Source organism: Salipaludibacillus keqinensis (genome assembly GCF_003226325.1).
Lineage (GTDB): Bacteria > Bacillota > Bacilli > Bacillales > Salisediminibacteriaceae > Salipaludibacillus > Salipaludibacillus keqinensis.
Map to the genome: position 1 here is coordinate 98,135 of NZ_PDOD01000001.1, position 18,612 is coordinate 116,746.

Here is an 18,612-nt window from a genome sequence, read left to right on the forward strand (position 1 = left end):
TAGAGCTATTATTCAGTTCATCGATGATTAAAAAAGCCGTCCTTTACACTAAAAGGACGGCTTAATAATTATATCTTTTCTTTTGAAACAAATTTCCCGTAAAGGAAAGTTAATGTGAATGGAACGACGATACTAATGATCATCCCGATAATGAACGGCACCCAATCTTGTGGGAAGATTGATAAGAATGCTGGGATACCCCCGACGCCAATGGCAGAAGCGAGAACAGCATTGATTGAAATAAATGTCCCAGCGATGGCTGAGCCAATAATGGCACAAACGAATGGGAATTTGTACCGGATATTTACCCCGAACATAGCTGGTTCTGTTACACCTAAATAAGCAGAAACAGCTGATGTCCCTGAAAGACCTTTTAAGTTTTCGTTCCGTGTAACGAAAATCATTGCTAAAGCAGCAGAACCTTGAGCAATATTTGATAAGGCAAGGATCGGCCATAAGAATGTTCCATCCCCGCTACCTGTTAGTTGTAAGTCAACTGCTAAGAACGCATGGTGCATCCCTGTGACAACAAGAGGCGCATAAAGGACACCATAAACAAATCCACCTACTGCTGGTACTACATCGAATAACCATATGAATAAACCGGTAATTCCATTACCTAATGCAAAGGTAATTGGTCCAATTGCAATAAATGTAATGAATCCTGTAACTAAAAGAGCGACAGGTGCAACAATTAATAATTGAATCGAATCGGGAACCACTTTTCTCAAACCTAACTCAATTTTGGATAAGAGGTAAGAAGCAAATAATACAGGCAAGACTTGACCTTGGTAACCAATGGCTTCTACTTCTAAACCGAGTAAATTCCAAATTGGAACTTCGCCTGCTTCTTGAGCGTCGGCATATGCCCAAGCATTTAATAAATCAGGATGAACCATGATCAAACCAAGTACTATACCTAGTAAGTCACTACCACCGAATCTTCGGACAGCGGACCAACCTATGAGCGCAGGTAAAAAGGTAAAGGCAGCACTGGCAATAATATTAATAATTTCAGCTAAATCTGCCCATTGTGGATAAACCTCTATGAGCGCTTCATCAAAGAAAATTCCTTCGCCGGTTAGAATGTTATTTAAACCTAATAGTAACCCGGCAGTAACGATCGCTGGCAGGATAGGAATAAAAATGTCCGCTAACGTTTTGACAGCTCTTTGGAATGGATTTAATTTCTGCGATCCAGCATCTTTCACATCTTGTTTCGATGCCTCTCCAATGTCTGTCATTTCCATCATGTCACGAAAAACTTGATCGACCGTTCCTTGTCCAATAATGACTTGAAATTGACCATTGGTTGAAAAAGAACCTTTGACGATATCAACCGCTTCTAATTTTTCTGAATCTACTTTCGATTCGTCTTTTAGTGCCAATCTAAGACGAGTCACACAGTGAGTGGCTTTTTCGATGTTTTCTTCTCCACCCAGTGCCTCTAAAATATCACGAACTTGTTGTTCATATTTTGGCATTGGATTACCTCCTAAATAAATCGTTTACATTTCTACTTGTATATACATACAAACAAGTCAATAACCATATTATAATTTGTATATACAGGTTATGCAACCGTTTTATTTTATTATTTTTACGAGACTGTGGTCGACGAATATTTGTTTCGTTTAACCGCTTGCATCCTGATAACAATCCTAATTTTTCCTAGAAACTCATCTTTGTAGTCTCTTTTCAATTGGTTCACAAAGGGAAGATTATTTACAAAAACACAACCTATTAATTTGAAATAGAAATTTTTATACCGAATTTAGGTGAAGGGGAGCCCGGAAATTATTGAAGTGTGGCTAGGTAGGTCTACGTTTTAAAAACATATACCTTACAAATAGCCCTTACTAATTGTTTCTAAACCTTGTCTAGAAGATGGTTTATAAAGTGAATATAAAAACGCCTGAAAATTTTCAGGCGTTTACGGGTAAACTAAGCTTTTCCTTTGAACATGATATTCATAGAAAGAAGTTTGTTGGCAAGGAGGAGAGAAAATAATAAGAAAGTTGTAAAACCGATCCAATAGGAAAGTATTCTTAATGCATCTGCATTCCACGGAGCCAAGGAAGAGACAATCATCCCGCCTAATAACGAAAAACAAAAGGTAATGATCACTAAAAAAATCGGATTCAATACTTTGAAGATTAAAAAATCACCATTATGTTCGATTTTGTTACGTTCATACAAATAAACAGCTAACCATAAAAATAGTCCAGTTAATATAATAGGCATTAGAATGGCTTGAACACTTGTTGTGATGCTAAATACATACATAAACGGTGTTAAATATTCGATCCAAATGTGAGAACTAAGATGTACTCGGAAATGGACATTAATCATTTCTTGTATTAATAAAAATACGCCTAAAGGTAGTATCCCTAAACTAATCGTGAGTACTACTTGAGAAATCATTTCTCCGGAAAAGGTTCCGATCAATAATGCAAAGGTAAAGAACATGATAAATCCAAGTAAAGGTCCCCACAGCAATTCTATCCATGAAACAAGGTATAATGATGAACGATACTCTGATTGGTAAATGATAAAATAAGCAATGAAAAAATTAATTAAATGGAAAAGAGAGATTGCTACAACCCCGTAGCACCACTTAGCTAAAAACAGATGCTTTCTCGTAAAAGGCAATGAGAATGTAAAGTCGTTTCTTCTCGTATTCCGTTCAAGGCCGATGAGCAAACAAGCTAATGTAATGATAGAAATAGATAATATGAGAGGTAACAGGCCTTGGGAAAAGATCTGCAGTACATCCCATGCTTGGACTTCATAAACATAGTCTTCTATTTGCTGTGCTTGTTCTTCTCGTTCTTGCCATGTTTCTAAAGAAAGAATAGATTGAAAAGGCATGTGAAGAACAAATAAAGCAAGAATCATCCAAATGATCATTCTCGTTTGTTTGTAATTCTGATACCAAAGAGCTTTACGAAACATCTTCATCACCACCTAATTTAGCCACAAATAAATCTTCTAAAGACAAAGGAAGTTCTTCGTAAAGAAGGGGAGAAGCCTCTTGCAGTTTCTGATAAATATCTTTATCTTGTTGGTCGATCATGATTGTGTAAACCCTGCCTGTTTGACTTAATATATCCACGTGTTGAGAAATGTAATCGGGCATGTCTCCATTGAAAACAATTTGAACTTTTCTGTACATTTCCTTCATTTCATCCAATTCATAGTGACTATCTACTTTTCCATCTTTGATCATAATAATATCATTGGCCATGAATTCAAGCTCATCGAGTCGGTGAGAGGAAATAATGACAGATACTTCATTGGTTGAAACTTCTTCTACAAGTATTTTTAAGATTTGTTTCTTTACGATCACATCAAGGCCATCGGTCGGCTCATCCAAGAGAATATATTTCGCTTTCGTTGAGAATGCCACAACGAGTGAGAAGAGTGCTTTCATACCTTTCGAATAATTACCGATTTTATTTATGGGTGATAATGAGAATCGCCTCATTAATTTATGAAAATAGTCTTCATCAAATTTCGGATAAATACTTTTATATAAAGTAAGCATTTCCTTTGTACTGTAATTCTTCAGCGCTTCCGAAGAATCTGGAACAAAGATGACTTGTTCTTTTAATTGAGGGTGTTTAAAAACACTATGTTCATCTATAAGAACATCCCCTTGAGTTGGATCTAAAATACCGACCATCGTGCGGAGTAAAGTCGTTTTTCCTGCGCCATTTCGTCCAACGATTCCGACGATACTACCTGTTTTTACCTGAAAGTCGATATCTGATAAAATTTGTTTGCCGTGAATCAATTTTGATATATGGTTAACTTTCATCGCTGTGTCCCCCCATGTCATCATAAGCGTCATTTAACCACTGGAGAAGTTCATTTTTAGATAAACCAGCATAATAGCTGTCGATAATTACTTGGTTAAAAGAATGCTTTAAACTTTCTACTTTTTTTGGATCGAACGATTGGGTTAAAGCTTCTGAAATAAATGTACCTTTGCCTCTCAGTGTAACAATAACTCCTTGACGCTCTAGTTCCTGATAGGCTTTACTGACGGTGTTCGGGTTTATCACCATTTGGGATGAGAGCTCACGGACAGAGGGAAGTTTTTCATTTGGCTTCAATATTCCTTTAGCACACATTTCCTTCACTTGATGAATCACTTGTTCATACAATGGAATGTTTTTCTTCGGATCAATTTGAAAGTACATGGGTTCACCGCCTTTGAAAATTGAACGATTGTTGCTCGTTTAATCATTGATTGTCTTATTTGTATTACATGTATTAGTACACTTTTAGTGTATATGGGTTTGACTGGAACGTCAACAATCCCTAAGCTTTAGAACTCTGAGCTTAGGGATTGTGATGAAGGTATAAGGGATTGACTTGAACGGGCTTTATGCCACGGGTGAAGAAACGATTTCAACTGAGGCGATGGCGATAGAAGGACATCGTGGATTCTTCCTTTATCTGTGACTTTTCCATTATATAAATATAGAAGATGACTGGCAAGGAACTCGATATCCGTTAAATCGTGACTAATTAAAAAAGTTGTTGTACAAGTTTCTGTTAGGACTTGCTGGAGCTCTTCAAGTAATACCATTTTGATGGGGAAATCGAGAGCTGAGAAAGGTTCATCTAAAAATAAGACACTCGGTTCAAGAACAAACGCTCTAGCCAGGTTCATACGTTGAGCTTCGCCCCCGGATAGCTTATGAGCTTGCACGTTGGCTAAGTGAGGTATTTTAAATTTGTCGAGCCACATCATAACGCGCTTATATCGATCTTTTTTTCGGACCTTTCTAATCTTAAGACCGATTTCAACGTTTTCGAAAACTGTGCCGACAAATCTATAAGAATGTTGAAAGACACACGCCCACTCCCGCCTTATACTTAAAGGAGGTGTGGTTATATTAATAGATTTTCCTTTGTAAATCATTGTTCCAGCTGCTGGAGGCTCAAGAAGGCTCATGGCTTTTAACAGCGTTGATTTTCCTGTACCGTTTTCACCCATAATGCCAATGATTTGTCCTTTACTGATAGAGAGGTGGTCAAGAGTGACAATAGTTGTCACAGACTTCTTGCATGTGAAATGATGAAATTCCATCCAATTCGTCATGTTGTCACATCCTTTTGTTGAAACCTAAGAAGAATAAAAGTAAGCATAAACGCAATCGCCATGAGGATGAACGAAAGAGCAAGAGCTATGTGGAAATTACCACGAGAGACTTCCATGACCATAGCTGTTGTTAAGATTCTTGTTTGACCTTGTAAGTTTCCACCGACCATCATGGCCGCACCTACTTCAGCGAGCACTCTGCCTAACCCGGCCATAATTGCTGCACAGAGACCAAATTGTGCCTGTTTTAAATAAAGTAAGAGACTTTGTGGTTTAGTTGGGGCCAGTGCTTTAATTTGGAGTCTGGTTCCGTCGTCTATCTTCTTAAAAGCTGAGTAGGATAGGGAAATGAGAATGGGTAATGATACTATAATTTGCGCGATTACAATAGCATTGACAGTAAATAGCCATTGCCATTCTCCAAAGGGACCTGACCTCCATAAGAACATTGTGACCCATAATCCGGCAACTACCGGAGGAAGCCCCATTCCTGCATGACTCACAAGTAATATAATTTTTTTTCCGGCGAAATGTTTGAAGGCAAGTAACATACCAATCGGTACACCGAGGACTGTACTGATAAAAGTAGAGAAGATACAAACTTGGACAGTGAGCCAAGTAATTTGAAAGACTTCTGAATCTGCAGATATTATCATACGTAAGGCTTCCAATAAACCTGTCCAAATTAATTCCATTTCAGCACCTCCAGCGAACTAATCGACCAAATAAGGGAAAAACAATGGTTCGCCCCATTCTTCAAAACCGTATGATTTTATTAGAAGTTGAATGTCTTTTCTTATAAAAAAATTGATAAATGTTTCGGCAGCTTCAGTATTTATCTGGTCAGATTGGTCTGGATGGACTTGCATCACGTGATAAATATTCTCAAGGGATTCATCACCTTGTACAAGGATGCCCAGAGGATCTAAACTGTCTTGTAAATAGAGGAAAGTTCCACGATCTGTTAAGGTGTAGCCATTCTTCTCGGCAGTTATTCTAAGTGTGTTTCCCATGCCTTGGCCTGTTTCCTGATACGCATCAGGAAAAGTTGTTATCCCCGTGTCCTTCCACAACTCTAATTCTTTTAAATGGGTACCTGAATCATCTGCTCTCGAGTAAAAAGGTGCATCTGACTCAATGATGGAGATTAGGGCGTCTTCTATGGACGAATCTTTCGTTTCGGCAGGGTCGGTAGTAGGTCCTAATAGAACATAATCATTATGCATTACTCGATGTCGATTAATCACTATGCCTTCCTTCTCAAGGTTTTCTTCTTCAGAGGGAGCATGAACAAGGAGAACATCCGCTTCACCACTCTCAGCCATAGCTAGAGCTTGACCGGAACCTACAGAGATGATTTTCACTTCTATACCGGTTTCGTCTTGATAAAGGGGGATTAGTTCATCTAATAGACCACTGTCATAAGTGCTTGTCGTTGTAGCGAGTATTAACTGTTGACTAGGTTGCGGAATCGCTTCAGAACTGCGTGTTTCAAATATACAGGCTGTTAAAGAAAAAAGAGTTAAGATGAATATGAGCGATTTAAACATTAGAAGATCCCTCTTTTACCATAGAATCAAAGATGTCTTTAGACCTTATTACGATAAGAACTTTGTATAATTTTCTCATAATATTTGCAAAAGTGCTATCATTTGTAAAATGGAAAGTAACCAGCAAAAGATTGTGAATTCACTTGATACTGTCTTTTAAGTTAAATATATACTAGAATGAAGCAATAAGAAATGACAGAATGTTAGAAAAAAATAGGTATGGAGGGGTTAGATGAGAAAAGTTCTTGTATTAGGCGGAACGAGATTTTTTGGGAAGAGACTTGTGAATAAATTATTGGCAAACGGAGATGAAGTTACAGTGGCTACTCGTGGAGAAACGGCCGTCTCTTTCGGGCAAAAAGTTCATCACTTAAAATTAGACCGGTTTGACCGAGGTTCAATGGAAAAGACCTTTCAAGATGGGGAATGGGACGTGATCTATGACCAAATTTGTTTTTCCCCAGATGATGCAATGGATGCTTGTGAAATTTTTGAGGGGAGAGTAGGCAAGTATATATTTACATCGACTCTGTCTGTTTATGAATTTAACGACAAATCAGAGAAGATAGAAAAGGATTATGATCCGTACACTAAAGAATTAGCGTGGGGCCGCAAAGAGCAATTTGACTACGGCGAAGGGAAGCGATTAGCAGAAGCAGTATTTTTCCAGAAAGCTCGTTTTCCCGTTATTGCCCCAAGACCTCCAGTGGTTTTTGGGATAGATGACTACACGGAGCGCCTTCATTATCATGTTCGTAAAGTAGTAAATGGTGAAACGATTGGAATAGATCATCCAGAGGCAAATGTTTCCTTCGTAGATTCAGATGATTTAGCGGAGTTTTTATTCTGGACGGGATTTCAAGATTTTACAGGTCCAATTAACGCATCGTCGCCAGATCAAATAAGCCTCGGTGGCATGATCGAAATCATTGAAAAAAATTCGAAGAAAAAAGCGATTGTGGGTCCGGCAAGTGAAGAGACAGGGCGTTCACCAATTAATTTCCCTGTATCAGCTTATCAGGATGTTACATTAGCAGAAGCCCATGGTTACAAGTTTAAAAGATTATCTGAATGGTTTGAGCCATTGATCTGTGAGATTCTGAAAGAAGAAAATGGATGAAATAATTTACTTCACTCTTATCTATAGATAGGAGTGTTTTTCTTATTTACAGACGTAAACGCTTACTTTACGAAAAAGAAGGACTGTGGGAAAATGTAAGTAGCAAAACTTTATACATAGTTTTACTTAAATTAATGATGACGGAGGTGGGTTTATGAAAAGGCAATGGTGGAAAGAAGCAGTAGTTTATCAAATATATCCCCGCAGTTTCAACGATTCCAATGGTGATGGAATTGGTGATCTTCAAGGTATTATTGAAAAAGCAGATTATTTACAGGAATTAGGTATTGACGTCATTTGGCTTTCACCAGTGTACAAATCTCCTAACGATGATAATGGCTATGACATTAGCGATTATAGAGCCATCATGGACGAATTTGGGACAATGGAAGATTGGGACGAGTTACTGGATGCTCTTCATGACCGTGGAATAAAACTAATGATGGATCTCGTAGTGAACCATACCTCGGACGAGCATTCATGGTTCATAGAGTCCCGTCAATCGAAAGACAATCCTTATCGTGATTACTATATATGGCAAGATCCAAAGGCCGACGGAAGTGAACCAAACAATTGGGTATCTTTTTTTAGCGGGTCGGCTTGGGAGTATGATGAAAAGACAGAGCAATACTTCTTGCATTTGTTTACGAAACGTCAGCCTGACCTGAATTGGGAAAATCCAGATGTGAGAGAAGAAGTGTTTAATCTGATGACTTGGTGGCTTGATCGAGGTGTGGACGGATTTAGAATGGACGTGATTAATAACATTTCAAAAACACCTGGGTTACCTGATGCCTCTATCAAGGACCCTCAATCTCCCTATCAATTTGCAGCTGAGCATTTTGCTAACGGACCGAGACTGATGGAATTCTTAAGTGAAATGAAAGAGAAAGTTCTAAATCATTACGACACAATCACCGTAGGAGAAACGGCTTTTTTACCAATTGAAGCTGCTAGAAATATGACGGATGAGGAAAATGGCTATCTAAACATGGTGTTTCAATTTGAGCATATGGCTGTGGATGCAAAACCGGGAACTCACGCAGGTAAATGGGAAACGAGACAGTGGGAGTTGCCAGAATTGAAACAAATCATGACGAAATGGGACAAAGAAATGGAAGGTGTTGGCTGGAACAGTTTATACTTCAATAACCACGATCAGCCCCGCCAAGTGTCACGGTTTGGAAATGATAAAGAATTTCATAAACAATCTGCAAAACTATTAGCTACGTATCTCCATACGATGAAAGGAACGCCTTATATTTACCAAGGGGAAGAATTGGGGATGACAAACGTTCAATTTCCATCTATTAATGATTATAGAGACGTGGAAATTCACAATATGTACAAAGAATTCACTGAAGAACGGGGATATTCAGTAGAAGAAGTTATGAGAAAAATATGGACAACTGGACGGGACAACGCTAGAACACCTGTGCAATGGGATGATACAGTCCATGGTGGCTTTACAGAGGGAACTCCATGGATCAAGGTAAATCCTAATTACAAACAGATCAATGCAAAGCAACAATTAAAGGATCCTGACTCTATATTCAACTATTATAAAGAGTTGATCGAGCTGCGAAAACAAGAAGATGTCATTGTGTATGGAAAATACGATTTATATCTTGCTGATCATGAAGAGCTCTATGTGTACACAAGAACATTGAACGAGGAAAAGATATTAGTCATATTGAACTTTTTTGCTGGTGAGCCGGTATTTGAACTTCCAGAAGGGATCACATTTGCTGAGAAGTCCCTACTGATTAGTAACTATGAGGTAAATGATAATGAAGCTATTTTAAAAGTGAAGCTTCGACCCTATGAAGCAAGAGTGTACAAATTAACCTATTAGAATTTGCAATATAGGTGATGAGCCACACATTGTTTTTGTTCAGCAAGTTACAGGTGCTTTCAGCCAAACAAAGAGTCTGTCCAGCCAAACCACCAAAACAATCCGTAGAAACAGATAATTAAAAATGTAAAGGGAGTCCTAATCGTTAGGGACTCCCTTTTTCATTATATCATTTGTTATTATTCTCTTGATCCTCTAGTACAAAGGATGGTGGTTTTGCTTTTGCACCCCATACGAAAAATCCTAGAACACTTGCGATGACCACAATAGGAGAAGCCACCATGATTAAAAACCATGTTAAATCCATCTTTTTATACCTCCTTATATGACAAGGTTATCTTTTACCTTCTACATAATCTGCATCAAATAAAAATAGTTTCATTAACAAATATAATGATGGGATAAGCATTAATAATCCCGCAATAAATGCGACAATTAACGAGATAGCCATGGTTTCATTTGTAAATCCATCATAAATCGTTAAGTAAGGATACAATAAATAAGGTAGATGAGCAGCACCATAGCCAAAGAACGCTGTGAAGTATTGTATCATCACAAAAACGAAAGCTAGACCATAATTTTTTCGTTTCCAAATCAGGAAAGTTGCCGCTGCAAAACTTACGAAAGATAAACCGAATACCCACCAAATATCGAGCATGTTATGAAAATGCTCTGCATTTCGTTGACTTAATAAAAAGAATACAATAATTCCCATTCCTATAGCTGGGATCGCCCAAGTGAGAGCGTATTTTCTTAATAGTTCCAATGCCTTCGCGTCTTTAGCTCTAGAGGCGTAGTAAGTTAAAAAGCTGGCTGAAATAAACAACACACTCACTATTGCTAATATGACTACACCCCAAGAATATAGACTTCCGAACAGTTCGCCATAAAGAAGTTGAACATTCCCGTTTTCGTTTAAGATGTATCCACCTTCAGAAATGGTCAGCACTGTCGTTAATGATGCAGGAATGAGCAATCCTGTTGCACCATATAAAAAAGAATAAAACTTACTGTCTTCCGCCCCATAAGTAGCAAAGGCATAATAAGAGCCCCTAAGAGCAAGTAGAACAATGGCTACACTTCCGGGAATCAAAAGCGCAGTTCCGTAATAATAAGCTGTAGATGGAAAGAAGCCGACAATCCCGATGAAAAAGAAGACGAGAAAGACGTTTGTTACTTCCCAGACTGGAGATAAATAACGTTGAATAATTTTGTGAATCATATGATTTTTATTTGTCCGTTTCGTATAGTAACTAAAGAACCCGGCGCCGAAATCAACCGACGCCACGATCAAATAGCCGTATAAGAAGAACCATAGCACCGTAATGCCTATGACTTCATAAGTCATCCTCTCACACCTTCCTTGTTATTGCGCAGTTTTGTGGCTCAATCCCCGCTCCTCTAATTCGTGTTCTACAGGGTTTGATTTAAACATTTTTCTCAATACAGTCACACATGTGATCCCTAAAACGGCATATAAAATGGAAAACAGAATCAACATAAGGTCAACATGAGGAGAAGTGGTTGCTCCTTCTTCAGTGAGCATGACCCCATTCAAGATCCACGGCTGCCTTCCTACCTCTGCAAAGATCCATCCTGATTGAATAGCTAACATGGCAAGTGGTCCGCCTGCAACAATCATCCATGCTAACGGTCTGTTAAATGGATTCCAACCTTTTTTCCAACTCATAAACACAAACAAGACTGATACAGCGGCTAAAAACATTCCGATAAACACCATTAAATCAAAAAAGTAATGGACCCATAAAGGTGGAAGTAAGTCTGGATCGTATTCATTTAATCCTATCACTTCTGTATCCGGTGACCCTCCAGCTAAAATACTTAAAGCATAAGGGATTTCTAATGCATATTTCACTTCATTGTCTTCAGTTAGTATACCTCCGAGAATAAGTGGAGCTTCTGACTCTGTTTCAAAGTGCCATTCGGCAGCTGCTAATTTTTCCGGCTGATATTCGTGTAAATACTTTCCTGAAAAATCTCCAATCACAGCTGTTCCTATAGCGAATATAGCACCTGCTACCATGGTAAGGTGAAGAGCTTTCTTATGATAAACATGCTTGTTCCCTTTTAAAATATTGAATGCTGCAATGGCTCCTAAAACAAATGCTGACGTTAAATAACAAGTGATGATTACGTGAGAAATTTTAGTCGGTGTTGCTGGATTAAACATCGCTGCTAACGGGTTAACGTCTTGTAGTACACCGTCTACCAAGTCAAATCCTTGAGGCACATTCATAAAAGCATTGACGGATGTAATGAAAAACGCACTAGCAGTAGCCCCAATAACAACTGGAATAATAAGTAGAAAGTGTTTCATTTTACTTTTGAAGCGGTCCCACGTATAAAGGTAGATTCCTAGAAAGATAGCCTCGAAGAAAAACGCAAATACTTCCATAAACATAGGCAACCCGATCGTATGACCAGCTGCTTGCATGAAATTAGGCCATAATAAGCTAAGCTGCAGACCAATCGCAGTGCCTGTAACAACACCAACAGCAACGGTGATGACAAATCCACGAGCCCAACGTCTAGCTAACAAGGTATAATGGGGGTCATTTCGTTTAATGCCCATCCATTCTGCGATGGCAATCATTAACGGGATCCCAACGCCAATAGTGGCAAAAATCACATGGAATCCCAATGTAACATAAGTTAAGATACGGCTGTACATGACCGGATCGTATTCAAACATAGGACACATTCCCTTCTTTAAATCATTTCAAAGTGAGTATTAAATATCTACTTCATTTCTTTACCCATAAATTTCATCGTTCATTCTTAACTTGCTCAATAGTTAACACTGTTTATATAGTAATTAATAATTCGAAAAAGGTTGATAGGGGTTTTCCCTTATATTATTGTGAATTTGTGAGCATTTTTTGAACGAAGGTAATTTTAATGTGAAGAATTGGTGAAAAAAGCTGAAAATTGATTCTATGTGGCGAAGATGCTACATTATCCTAACAAGGAATCGACATAGATGAAATAGCTTGGATGCTATTATACAAGTGTCCTTCACTCTTGAAATTCAGACTAACTTGCCAGTTTAGGTACGTTCACGTTTTGATTAAGGTGTGAGAACAAAGTAAGTATCTTTCTCTTTGTTTTGTTTCAGAATAGCCTATCAATTTTAAATTATGGCCCTGTTGTCTTTTTAGATTATTTTATCTGAATTAAGAACCTATTTTCAAAGGAGAATAAACAATGAGGGTATTAACAGGAGTGGGACATGAACTTCTTCGATACGGATTAATTCAATTAATCAAAGATGTTCATTTGATTGAATCGATGGTGATGACCCAGACTGTAGAAGAGCTTGTCCACGCATTGAAAAAATATCAATTTGATTTCATCGTCATCGATGATCGTTTAATTAAAGCAGGAGGGTTAACGAACATTCTCTCTTTATTAGAAAATCAGCCAAGTAAGAAGGTTTTCATGTTTAGTCATCCGGTTCGGGAATTAGAAAAGTTGATTGATGACAATATAGTCGATGGCCTTTTTTATGAGCATGCACCATTAAACGACTTAATGGTCTTTTTTCAAAAAGTCATTCAAGGCGAGAGAGCAATCTTACGCATGTATGGAGATAAAGAAAATGTAGAGATAATCCCTAACGACTTATCCAAGCGAGAAGAAGAAATATTCAATATGAAGGTAAGAGGGTATTCTGTGGTGGATACAGCTAGATTATTAAATATTTCTCCAAAGACGGTGGAAAATCATCGGCGAAACATTCGAAAAAAATTAAACATCAGAAAAAATCATGAATGGTTCGAGTGGGGAAAGCGTCTAGGAGTCATTTGACGGTATTTCTTAGCTCAATAAATTAGTGTTGACGCTTTGAAAGAGTTGATGGTATGATAAAAAATGGAAGTTGTCAAAACATTTTGAAAGGAGGAGAACAGCATGGAAAAGAAACACAAGCTTACCCAAACAACCGAATATGGACCTTTTATTCATGCTGTGTTTATCACATCTCCTTAGGTGACGACCGTCGATTGACAACAATAAATCACTCAACACACATGGATCTATATACCATGTGTTTTCATTTATCTATAAATGGAAAAAAATTACTTTTGATGTTGCGCATGAGTATCGAACTCATGCGCTTCTTTTATTGTTTGCGGACTAACTCCGTTCACATAAATTCTTTTTTGGAGGGATGAACATGTTACGTATGAAATATTTTAGAAGCATGAGAAAGATGGAGGGAGAGACGCCAGGGAGCGGGTAGTGTAGATAAAATCGAATAGGAAGTGAAGAAAAATGTTTTCAGTTTTAAAAAAATTAACATGGTTTTTTAAGGAGCATAAGAAACGATATATGATCGCCATCAGTTTATTAATTGTTGCTAGTTTCTTAGAGGTGCTTCCTCCAAGATTACTTGGAATTGTTATAGATGATGTGCATCAAGGAAGACTGACTGAGGACATGTTAGCAAACTATATTTTATTGTTTTTTGGTCTCATGGTAGCCATTTATTTAATTACCTATGTTTGGATGAGACAGCTGTTTGGTGGGGCCTTTATCATCGAACGCACGTTGAGATCTAAATACATGACTCATTTAATGAAAATGACGCCCACATTTTATGAAAAAAACAAAACAGGGGACTTAATGGCAAAGGCAACCAACGATCTAAAAGCGATTTCTCTTACTACGGGATTTGGTGTATTAACACTTGTAGATGCAACAGTGTTTTTAATTATTATTTTATTTATGATGGGATTTCTCGTGAGTTGGAAACTGACACTAGCCGCCTTTCTCCCTTTACCAATCATGGCCTGGTTAATGAAAAAGTACGGAAAAATCATTCATGAACGGTTCATGAATGCACAAAATGCCTTTGGAGACCTCAATGATCAAGTTCTTGAGTCAATATCAGGTGTGAGAGTGATTCGGGCCTTCGTCAAAGAAAACGATGATCAGTCACGTTTTAATTCAATCACACAAAACGTTCTTGATAAGAACATTCAAGTGGCGAAAATTGATGCCTTATTTGAGCCGACAATCAAAATTTTAGTCGGTATGAGTTATATGATCGGTCTTGGATATGGAGCATTTCTTGTTTTTCGTAATGAAATCACGCTCGGTCAATTAGTCTCCTTTAACATTTATTTAGGGATGTTAATTTGGCCGATGTTTGCTTTCGGTGAGTTGATGAATGTGATGCAGCGTGGAAACGCCTCGATGGATCGCCTAAATCAAACTTTTGACTATGAAGAAGATGTTCAGAGTGAGCTAAATGCGTACAGTGATTTTCTCCCGGAGACAATTGAGATTAGGAACTTGTCATTTCAATACCCGTCAGCAAATGACCAGGCCTTAAAGAATGTCAGTGTAGCTATTCCAAAAGGATTTAATGTAGGGGTAGTTGGAAAGACAGGAAGCGGAAAGACCACGTTATTTAAACAGTTATTAAGAGAGTACCCGATCGAAAAAAATCGGTTACTCATATCAAATATTCCAATTGAACAAATAACATTGAGCGAGCTTAAACAGTGGATTGGTTATGTTCCACAAGATCAGTTCTTGTTCTCGAAAACGATCCGGGAAAATATTCTGTTTGGAAGGCCAAATGCGGATGAACATGCTCTTCAACGAGTCATGGATCAGGCATCTATTACTGCCGATATTGAAACCTTCGCTCATGGAATGGAAACGATGGTAGGAGAAAAAGGTGTTTCACTATCTGGGGGCCAAAAACAGCGAATAGCCATTGCCAGAGCACTAATTAAAAAACCAGAAATCATGTTGTTAGATGATGCGTTATCAGCCGTAGATGCAAAAACAGAATCGACGATCGTGAAGAATATTCGACAAGAACGAGCTGGAAAAACGACTTTCATAGCCGCTCATCGAATGTCTGCTGTTCGACATGCTGATCTGATCTTGGTAATGGATGAGGGGAATGTTACAGAAGCAGGAACGCACGAACAATTAATGAACCAGCAGGGTTGGTACAGTGAACAATATACGAAGCAGCAATTAGAAAAAGGGACAGAAGAGACCAAGGAGGTGCATACCTCATGAACGATGTAGGGAAACGACTTTACCAATATGCTACGCAGTTTAAACGGACGATCTTATTATCACTGTTTTTTCTAACGATCGCTGCAGCGGCAGAACTAACAGGACCATTTATAGCGAAAACGATGATCGATAACCACATTATCGGTATTGAACAGCCATGGATAGAGCAAGAGGATGGCGACGTTTCTTACGGAGGAAGGGAATATGTACGCGCTGATCGTATGGATGGAGAGTGGTCGGATGAGGAAGAAGTCAATCTCTTGCAAATTGGTCTCACGTATTACTTTATTGAAGGAGCGGTGGCATTTGATGGTGAAAGATCTTTCGAAGATGGAGAGTTAACGATTACCAGAGGCGAAGAAGAAGCCATTTATCCTGCTGTCCCCATGTCTCAGACAGAGATTTATCAATTTTTCCAACAGGAAATCCCATTTCTTCTTATGCTTATGGGTGGGTACTTCATTCTAATCATCATCTCAGCTATTTTTCATTATTATCAAAGCTTTTGGCTGCAAACATCCGCGAACCGTATCATCAAAAAAATGCGAGAAGATGTGTTTGCAAAGATTCATGAATTGCCTATTCAATATTTTGACGGACAGCCCACCGGAAAGATCGTTTCAAAAATTACAAATGATACAGAGGCGATAAGAGAGCTTTACGTACGAGTTTTGGCGACCTTTTTCACCAGTATCATTTATATGATAGGGATCTTCACTGCATTATTCTTTTTGGATTCAAGACTTGCCTTGGCGACGTTAATTTTAGTACCAATATTAATTATTTGGATGATCGTATATCGAAAGTTTGCAGGAAAATACAATCGAATTATTCGTGAGAAATTAAGTGACATTAATGGACGTATTAATGAAAATATTCAAGGTATGTCGATTGTTCAGGCATTTGGACGAGAAAAAGAAGTCAGCGAAGAATTTGAACAGCTAAATCAAGAGCACTTCAAGTATAATAATAAATTGCTTACCCTCAATGCTATGACCTCGTTTAATTTGCTTAACTTGTTCAGAAACATCGGCTTCGTTGCATTGATTTGGTATTTTGGAGGAGGGTCAATTGGCGTTGGAATGGTATTTAGCTTAGGTGTTGTGTACGCCTTTGTGGATTATTTGAACCGGTTGTTTGAACCGGTAAATGGAATCGTAAACCAGCTAGCACAATTAGAGGAAGCGAGAATTGCGGGTGAGCGTGTTTTTACATTAATGGATGAACCTGGGATTCCGTTAACTGGAGGCCAACGCTCCCGTTTTCACGGAGATGTAGCGTTTGAGGACGTGTCATTTGCATATGAAGAAGATCAGCTTGTACTGAAACATATTACGTTTTCTGCGAAAAAAGGAGAGACAGTGGCTTTCGTCGGCCATACAGGTTCAGGAAAAAGCTCGATTATGAATATTCTCTTTCGTTTCTATGATCATCAAACTGGAAAAATAACTGTGGACGGAATAGACATTCACACGATGACCAAGCAGGAATTAAGAGAGCATATGGCCATTGTTCTGCAAGATCCTTTTCTATTCACAGGTACGATTGCCAGTAATGTGAGTATGAATGATCCTAAAATAAGCAGACAGCAAATCATCGAGGCACTTGAAAAAGTAGGAGCATCCGATTTGCTTAGGACACTGCCTAATGGTATCGATGAAGAGGTGAATGAAAAAGGAAGCACGTTGTCGTCAGGTCAAAGGCAATTAATCTCGTTTGCCCGTGCACTTGTCTTTAACCCACCTATCTTGATATTAGATGAAGCAACAGCGAATATCGATACGGAGACAGAAGAAGTCATCCAACGAGCGCTGGAAGTTGTAAAAGAAGGTCGGACAACATTCATCATTGCTCATAGATTATCGACCATCCGTGAAGCCGATCAAATTCTTGTCCTTAACCGTGGAGAAATTGCTGAGCAAGGAGATCATCAGCAATTGATGGATGTTCAAGGACGTTATTACCATATGTATCAGCTTCAAAAAGGAGCCATGAGAGATCCAGCTAGTTAATCTTAAATCAAAATTATTGGGCACCCTGATAGAAGACGGGGTGCCCTTTGTTTAAAACTATGTTTCTATCGCATTTGACTATTCATATTCTCCAATCCCAACACGGTATTTAAAAAACTTTTCATTGAACAACTCATTATACGTAAACCAAGCTGTATTTCCTACCGTAATTTTTGATGTGTTTTCTGGGAGCATATTCAAGTCGTAAACTACTTTTTCTGTGGCTATTCCATCTGGTAAATAGGTAGGACAGAATATCGTCCAGTTTAGCTGGCTTTTTTTCAAAGATAAATAAGCTGACAGATGGTCTTCCGCTGCTGTCGTGCTTTTTCGACGCGATTCATTGGACAGGAAGCGATAAACATCAGGTTGGGAACGAGCTTGCAATATTCCGGCTGTTCCGATAGACACAATCCTATCCACATTTGCTTTTTCCATCGCTTGTATAATGATCGGAATACCTTTGGAGAGGGTGTTGTTTTTATCCGTAGACAGTGCACTGAAAATAAGGTCAAAATCATTAGATATTACGTTCTGAACGTTTTGGTGATTTAATATATTGCCAGTGAATATTTGTAATTTCTTATGACTCTTGATGGATGGCGGTAGTTTTTCTGGAGACCGAACAAAGGCTGTTACTTCATGCCCGTCATTTAAAGCAAGTGCTAAGACTTCTTTTCCGACGCGCCCTGTAGCACCAAACAAGAGAATTTTCATAGATGTTTCTCCTTTCACGTAGATTTACCTCAAAAATAAATGGATTTATTTCAGTTCTAATAAAATGATATATTTTATAGTCTGACGTCGTAGATATTTACGCTTTTCTTTCCCTGAATGTGGGATCATTAACCTGATATAATTGAAGGGATATGCTAAAATCACTGTATAATGTAAAGGAGATT

General features: G+C 38.3%; 16 protein-coding genes. 5 read left to right on the top strand and 11 right to left on the bottom strand.

Annotated elements, in window-relative coordinates:
* Positions 1-68 precede the first annotated feature (68 nt).
* The 7 genes from treP to CR194_RS00565 form a co-directional block, all read right to left on the bottom strand.
* On the bottom strand, positions 69-1,484 hold the full coding sequence (gene treP, locus CR194_RS00535) for a PTS system trehalose-specific EIIBC component (protein WP_110607697.1): 1,416 nt from the start codon (positions 1,482-1,484) through the stop codon (positions 69-71).
* Between the two features lie 460 nt (positions 1,485-1,944).
* Positions 1,945-2,955, bottom strand: a complete 1,011-nt coding sequence (locus CR194_RS00540) for a hypothetical protein (RefSeq protein WP_110607698.1) — start codon at positions 2,953-2,955, stop codon at positions 1,945-1,947.
* Complete coding sequence (locus tag CR194_RS00545; protein WP_110607699.1) at positions 2,945-3,820, bottom strand: ABC transporter ATP-binding protein; 876 nt, start codon at positions 3,818-3,820, stop codon at positions 2,945-2,947. Before CR194_RS00545 ends, CR194_RS00540 begins: the two co-directional genes overlap by 11 nt.
* Positions 3,810-4,205, bottom strand: a complete 396-nt coding sequence (locus CR194_RS00550; RefSeq protein WP_110607700.1) for a GntR family transcriptional regulator — start codon at positions 4,203-4,205, stop codon at positions 3,810-3,812. Before CR194_RS00550 ends, CR194_RS00545 begins: the two co-directional genes overlap by 11 nt.
* Positions 4,206-4,333: 128 nt before the next feature.
* Complete coding sequence (locus CR194_RS00555; protein ID WP_110607701.1) at positions 4,334-5,113, bottom strand: ATP-binding cassette domain-containing protein; 780 nt, start codon at positions 5,111-5,113, stop codon at positions 4,334-4,336.
* Positions 5,110-5,808, bottom strand: a complete 699-nt coding sequence (locus CR194_RS00560) for an ABC transporter permease (protein ID WP_110607702.1) — start codon at positions 5,806-5,808, stop codon at positions 5,110-5,112. Before CR194_RS00560 ends, CR194_RS00555 begins: the two co-directional genes overlap by 4 nt.
* 18 nt (positions 5,809-5,826) lie before the next feature.
* Positions 5,827-6,663: a substrate-binding domain-containing protein gene (locus CR194_RS00565; protein ID WP_110607703.1), complete on the bottom strand. Its 837-nt coding sequence runs from the start codon at positions 6,661-6,663 to the stop codon at positions 5,827-5,829.
* Positions 6,664-6,895: 232 nt separating this feature from the next.
* Between CR194_RS00565 and CR194_RS00570 the strand changes: the two genes are divergently transcribed.
* Together CR194_RS00570 and CR194_RS00575 are read left to right on the top strand one after the other, a co-directional pair.
* Positions 6,896-7,783 (top strand): NAD-dependent epimerase/dehydratase family protein, encoded by an 888-nt coding sequence (locus tag CR194_RS00570; RefSeq protein ID WP_110607704.1) that lies wholly within the window; start codon positions 6,896-6,898, stop codon positions 7,781-7,783.
* Between the two features lie 154 nt (positions 7,784-7,937).
* A complete protein-coding gene (locus CR194_RS00575) occupies positions 7,938-9,638 on the top strand; it encodes a glycoside hydrolase family 13 protein (RefSeq protein ID WP_110607705.1) in 1,701 nt (566 codons plus the stop codon).
* 169 nt (positions 9,639-9,807) lie between these two features.
* Here CR194_RS00575 and cydS read toward each other — a convergent pair whose 3' ends face one another.
* Genes cydS through CR194_RS00585 form a run of 3 tightly spaced genes read right to left on the bottom strand, consistent with a single transcriptional unit; the run spans position 9,808 to position 12,351 of the window.
* The gene (gene cydS, locus CR194_RS20130) at positions 9,808-9,945 is read right to left on the bottom strand and encodes a cytochrome bd oxidase small subunit CydS (protein ID WP_158282125.1); all 138 of its coding nucleotides are present in this window, start codon (positions 9,943-9,945) and stop codon (positions 9,808-9,810) included.
* 27 nt (positions 9,946-9,972) lie between these two features.
* Positions 9,973-10,986 carry a cytochrome d ubiquinol oxidase subunit II gene (locus CR194_RS00580; RefSeq protein WP_110607706.1) on the bottom strand — a complete coding sequence of 338 codons (1,014 nt, stop codon included), beginning with the start codon at positions 10,984-10,986 and terminating at the stop codon, positions 9,973-9,975.
* Between the two features lie 18 nt (positions 10,987-11,004).
* Positions 11,005-12,351, bottom strand: coding sequence for a cytochrome ubiquinol oxidase subunit I (locus CR194_RS00585; protein WP_110607707.1), 1,347 nt, complete (start codon positions 12,349-12,351; stop codon positions 11,005-11,007).
* Positions 12,352-12,863: 512 nt separating this feature from the next.
* On the opposite strand from CR194_RS00585, the gene CR194_RS00590 reads away from it, so the two are divergent.
* The 3 genes from CR194_RS00590 (at position 12,864) to CR194_RS00600 (ending at position 17,710) form a co-directional block, all read left to right on the top strand.
* Positions 12,864-13,466 (top strand): response regulator transcription factor, encoded by a 603-nt coding sequence (locus CR194_RS00590; protein WP_110607708.1) that lies wholly within the window; start codon positions 12,864-12,866, stop codon positions 13,464-13,466.
* Between the two features lie 465 nt (positions 13,467-13,931).
* Positions 13,932-15,698, top strand: coding sequence for an ABC transporter ATP-binding protein (locus CR194_RS00595; protein ID WP_110607709.1), 1,767 nt, complete (start codon positions 13,932-13,934; stop codon positions 15,696-15,698).
* Complete coding sequence (locus tag CR194_RS00600) at positions 15,695-17,710, top strand: ABC transporter ATP-binding protein (RefSeq protein WP_110607710.1); 2,016 nt, start codon at positions 15,695-15,697, stop codon at positions 17,708-17,710. The genes CR194_RS00595 and CR194_RS00600 overlap by 4 nt, the downstream gene beginning before the upstream one ends.
* A 78-nt stretch (positions 17,711-17,788) precedes the next feature.
* Here the strand turns inward: CR194_RS00600 and CR194_RS00605 are convergent, their stop codons facing one another.
* Complete coding sequence (locus tag CR194_RS00605) at positions 17,789-18,427, bottom strand: NAD(P)-dependent oxidoreductase (protein ID WP_110607711.1); 639 nt, start codon at positions 18,425-18,427, stop codon at positions 17,789-17,791.
* Positions 18,428-18,612 lie beyond the last annotated feature (185 nt).